This is a genomic window from Dankookia sp. GCM10030260 (assembly GCF_042666655.1).
Classification (GTDB): domain Bacteria; phylum Pseudomonadota; class Alphaproteobacteria; order Acetobacterales; family Acetobacteraceae; genus Paracraurococcus.
This window is the reverse complement of sequence record NZ_JBHTDE010000056.1, coordinates 1-4309: the sequence shown is the minus strand read 5'-3', so window position 1 is coordinate 4309 and position 4309 is coordinate 1. Positions and strand designations below refer to the sequence as shown.

General features: G+C 65.0%; 6 protein-coding genes. 5 read left to right on the top strand and 1 reads right to left on the bottom strand.

Annotated features, from left to right (window positions below; genetic code table 11):
* Positions 1-127 precede the first annotated feature (127 nt).
* Complete coding sequence (locus tag ACFQS7_RS30625; RefSeq protein ID WP_380070929.1) at positions 128-520, bottom strand: transposase; 393 nt, start codon at positions 518-520, stop codon at positions 128-130.
* Positions 521-598: 78 nt separating this feature from the next.
* Here ACFQS7_RS30625 and ACFQS7_RS30620 point away from each other — a divergent pair, with 78 nt between their 5' ends.
* The 5 genes from ACFQS7_RS30620 (at position 599) to ACFQS7_RS30600 (ending at position 4258) form a co-directional block, all read left to right on the top strand.
* Positions 599-1129: a Calx-beta domain-containing protein gene (locus ACFQS7_RS30620; protein WP_380070928.1), complete on the top strand. Its 531-nt coding sequence runs from the start codon at positions 599-601 to the stop codon at positions 1127-1129.
* Between the two features lie 178 nt (positions 1130-1307).
* Positions 1308-1754: a hypothetical protein gene (locus ACFQS7_RS30615; RefSeq protein ID WP_380070927.1), complete on the top strand. Its 447-nt coding sequence runs from the start codon at positions 1308-1310 to the stop codon at positions 1752-1754.
* A 12-nt stretch (positions 1755-1766) separates the two neighbouring features.
* Positions 1767-3011 carry a VCBS domain-containing protein gene (locus tag ACFQS7_RS30610; RefSeq protein ID WP_380070930.1) on the top strand — a complete coding sequence of 415 codons (1245 nt, stop codon included), beginning with the start codon at positions 1767-1769 and terminating at the stop codon, positions 3009-3011.
* 48 nt (positions 3012-3059) lie between these two features.
* Entirely contained in the window at positions 3060-3212 is a 153-nt protein-coding gene (locus tag ACFQS7_RS30605; protein WP_380070926.1) for a hypothetical protein, read from the top strand.
* Positions 3213-3832: 620 nt separating this feature from the next.
* On the top strand, positions 3833-4258 hold the full coding sequence (locus ACFQS7_RS30600; protein WP_380070925.1) for a DUF3489 domain-containing protein: 426 nt from the start codon (positions 3833-3835) through the stop codon (positions 4256-4258).
* Positions 4259-4309: the final 51 nt, after the last annotated feature.

The following is a 4309-nucleotide window of genomic DNA, read 5'->3' as shown; positions in this document are numbered from 1 at the left end:
TCTCGCGCGCGACTTCCTCCAGGCGGGTGGGGAAGGTTTTTTAGAATTCTCGATGGCGCCTTCCGCCTGTGCGTGATGGCGTGGCCGGGCCGAGAGCTTGCGATAGCCCAGCGCCCGCACCTCGCGGTCATGGTTTGCTCGGCCACCGTGACCCGGTATTCCTCCCACAGCCACTGGCAGAGGTCGACCAGCCGACAGCGCACCACCCCATGGATGGCCGGGATCGGACCGCTCTCCAGCGTCGTTGTAGGGCAGTCCGGTGTACGTCGTTCAGCCGTGCCGCCTGGCCCGGCGCCTTGCGGTCGACCAGCCCGGCCGGGCCCGAGGCATGGTACCGCAGCACCCAATCTCGCACGATCTGCAGCGTCACCCCGCCGATCCGGGCGGCCTTACCGCGTGATGCCCCGTCGTAGATCGCCGCTAGCGCCAGCAGGCGACGAGCTTGGGCCGCATCCTTCGTCTGCCGCGCTGCAGCGCGCAGCCCGCCCGAGGCGAAATCGGTCCAGAGTGGGATGGGCATGGCAAACTTCCCCGATCGCCATGTTCAATCAGTACGTTACTATAATGGAAACCCTCAACGCGTCACGCTCTCGGGGACTTGGTATTAGCGGCTGCCACGCCCCCACAAAGCGAAGGCAATTCGGGCGCAACGCTTTTTGCTTTCATCATCAGCCTGGATGTAGCTCCAATCGTCATGCAAACTGTACAGTGGCATGTCAACGGTACTGGCGGGCCGAGCACCAGTCCTGCCAACGCATCAGATTTCCTGGGCGGGGTCTTGCCGGCGGGCACCGTCTCCTTCGCCGCCGGCGAGACCACAAAGAACATCGTGGTAAACGTGGCCGGTGACGCAGCGGTTGAGCCTAACGAAGGCTTCCAGGTCACCCTGGCGAACCCGTCGCCCGGCCTGGTCCTGGGAGCCGCTTCCGCGACGGCGACCATCCTCAACGACGATCAACTTGCCGGCATAGTGACGCTCGTCAGCACTGGCGCCAACGGCCAAGGCAATGGCGCAGCTTTTCTGTCATCTTTTCGCCGGATGGCAGCAAGATCGCTTTCGATAGCGAAGTCAGCAACCTGGTTGCCGGCGACACCAACGGGGTCAGTGACGTCTTCGTCAAAGACCTAACCACAGGTTCGGTCACCCTCATCAGCAGCGGCGGTAATGGCCAAGCCAACAACTACACCGATAACCCCATCTTTTCGCCAGACGGTAGCAAGATCGGCTTCTATAGCAAGTTCAGCAACTAAATTGCTAACGACATAAACGGAGACTATGACGTCTTGCCAAAGATCTAGTCACTGTCGTGGTCAACCTGGTCAGCAGCCGCACCAATGACCAAAGCAATGGCTACAGTGACAGTCCAATCTTTTCAGCTGACGGCAGCAAGATTGCTTTCCGCAGTATTGCCAAAAACTTGGTCGCTGGCGATACCAACGGAGTCTACGATGTCTTCGTCAAGTATCTGACCGCCGGCGCGATTTATTTGGTCAGCAGCGGTGGCAACAGCTCCAGCGGCAATCCGATTTTCTCGTCGTACGGCAGCAAGATCGCCTTTGCGAGCAATGCCAGCAACTTGGTCGCTGGCGACACCAACGGGGTCTTCGACACCTTAATCAAGACCCTGTATAATGGTGCCATCGTCGCCAGCATCACTGGCGCCGTGGCCGGCACGATGACCGAGGACGGCACGCTCACCGCCGTAGGCACTGTGACCGTGACTGATCCGGATGCCGGCCAAACCGTGTTCTAGACCCCCGCCTCGCTGGCCGGCGACTGTGGCACCTTTAGCTTCAACCCTACCACCGGTGCCTGGGGCTATACCTTGGCCAACAGCAGCATCGCAGTGCAGGCGCTTACCGCCGCCCAGCATGTCACCGACACACCGGTCGTCACCTCGCTCGATGGCAGCGCAGACAAGGCCATCGTTGTCACGATCAACGGCACGGCTGAGCCGGTCTTTCTGATCGATACTTCCAAGCCTGACGCTCTGATTGGCAGTGAATTCAACGACACCTTGCTCGGCCTCGGCGGCCTTGACACGCTGATCGGTGGCGGCGGCGACGATGCGATCTACGCCCATGCCGGCGACAGCATCAGCGGCGGCGCCGGGCGCGACCTGCTCTACATGGCCGACGACACGCCGGAGAGCCTGGCCATCGACACTGCCAGCATCGAGTACGTCACCGCAGGCTTCGGAAACGACACCTTCATCGGTGCCGGCCAGACCCAGACAGTCGAGTTCTACGCCAGCGGCAGCAACGACAGCGTCTCCGGCGGCAGCGGCAACGACCGCCTTTATGTCGACAGCAGCGACAGCCTCAGCGGCGGCTCCGGCTTCGACGCTGCCTACATCATCGGCGGCACCGGCATGGCCATCAACCTGGCCGCCACCAGCTTCGAATGGATCACCGATTTCGTCGCCGGCGCCGACACACTGGATGGCTCCCGCACCACCACCAGGGTCGAGCTCTATGCCGGCGGAGGAAACGACCTGCTGGCCGACGGCAGCGCCGCCGACCTCATTTTCGCCGGCAGCGGCGCCGACACCCTGGTGGGCGGCGCCGGCGACGACGGGCTGATCGGCGAGGGCTGCGCGGATTCGATCATCGGCGGTGACGGCAACGACCGCATCTATGCCGATACGGCCGACACGGTGGACGGCGGCAACGGCTACGACATCTTGTACATGGGCACCGACGCCGCTTTCACGGCCGACCTCGGCGCCATCCATGTCGAATGGCTCTTGGCCAGGGCCGGCAACGACAGCGTCTCGTCCTCCACCGCGACGCCGATCCAGGTCTCTGTCAATGCTGGTGGCGACACCCTGTCGGGAGGCGGCGACAACGATACGCTTTGGGGCGGCGAGGGCGCCGACAGCATCGCCGGCAATGCCGGCAAAGACACGCTGGTGGGCGAGGCCGGCGCTGATACCATCACCGGCGCTGCCGGGAATGATGGGCTGTTCGGCGGCAACGGCGCGGATGTCTTCGTGCTGATTACCGGCTGAGGCAGCGACACAATCTTCGACTAGCAGGATGGCAGTGACCTGATCGATGTGCGTGCCCTGGCGACGCTCGGCCTCCACGATATCGGCGTGTTCGCCATTACCGCCATCGGTACGAACGCGGTGGTCGGTTATGCTGGCAATACGCTGATAGTCATCGGCGCCGCCGGTAGGATCGACGCACCGGATTTCATGTTCGCCTAAGCCGCAATCTTGGGAGATACCACTTGGTCTCCAAGCCAAGTCCATTCCACTTCAAGCAGCGGAGCGCGGTCGATGGGTGGGGTCGAATTGGAGGCGGTCACGGCGTGACCGTGCCACCGATAAGGCGCTCAAAGAAAGCAAGACGGTCACCCGACTATCTGCTCGGCTTGCGGCCGACGCAGAGCGAATGATCGGCCATGCGCCGCGGCACACGCCTGCGCACTGCCCCGACCAACCCCTCGGCGAGGCTCGGGCTCGTAGCACCCGGCTCCTCGGGTGCTGCACCTGGAGCCCCGACATGGCCCTCTCTGACACTGCCCGCCGCATCCTTGCCGGGGCCGCGCAGCACCCGCTGCGGCTGGCCGTGCCGCCCGACAAGCTGCCCATCGCCGCCGCCCGGGCGGTGCTGAACAACCTGCTCAAGCAGGGCTACGTCGAGGAGTGGGAGGCGCCGGATGAGTTCGCCGGCTTGCGCTGGCACCAGGAGGACGGCACCCGGCCCGCGCCGCGCATCACCGAGGCGGGGATCGCCGCCATCGGCGCGGTGACGGTCGACACTGCTGCGACGAACGAGGCCGAGGAAGGCGTCGGACAGGCGGCGGCCGACATAGTCCCCGCCGATGCGGCGCAGGAGCTCGGTAGCGCGCCGCTGGTGCCTTCTCCGGCTCCGGCACCGACCGGCACGGAGGCCGCTCAGCAGCCTTCCACGGCACCCTCCCCGCGCACCAGCCTGCGCGATGCCGCCCACCGTGCCCTCGCCGCCTGGGACGACCGAGGCCGGCGGGCATGCTGCCCTGCCAGAAGCCATCGCCGCCCTCCGCGCCATCCTGGTCAAGCCCACCCTGGCACCGCGCACCGCAGGCGCGCGCAAGCCGCGCGAGGGCACCAAGCAGCAGCAGGTCCTCGCCCTGCTGCGCCGGCCGGAAGGCGCCACCGTCACCCAGATTGCCGAGGCCACCGGCTGGCAGGCCGTACCCATCCGGCCAAGGCCGCGGTTGGTGCGGGCCGGGGTTTTGGCGACGCTCACCGCTTCTGATCGAGGCTGAGTTCCTTGAGGCTTTCGATGCCGCGGTCGGTGAACCCGAGCGTGACACGGT

What these genes read in the sequence shown, in the direction of transcription:
- ACFQS7_RS30600 (WP_380070925.1), top strand. Translation starts at nt 3,833, where the DNA reads ATGCGGCGCAGGAGCTCGGTAGCGCGCCGCTGGTGCCTTCTCCGGCTC.
- ACFQS7_RS30625 (WP_380070929.1), bottom strand. Translation starts at nt 520, where the DNA reads ATGCCCATCCCACTCTGGACCGATTTCGCCTCGGGCGGGCTGCGCGCT.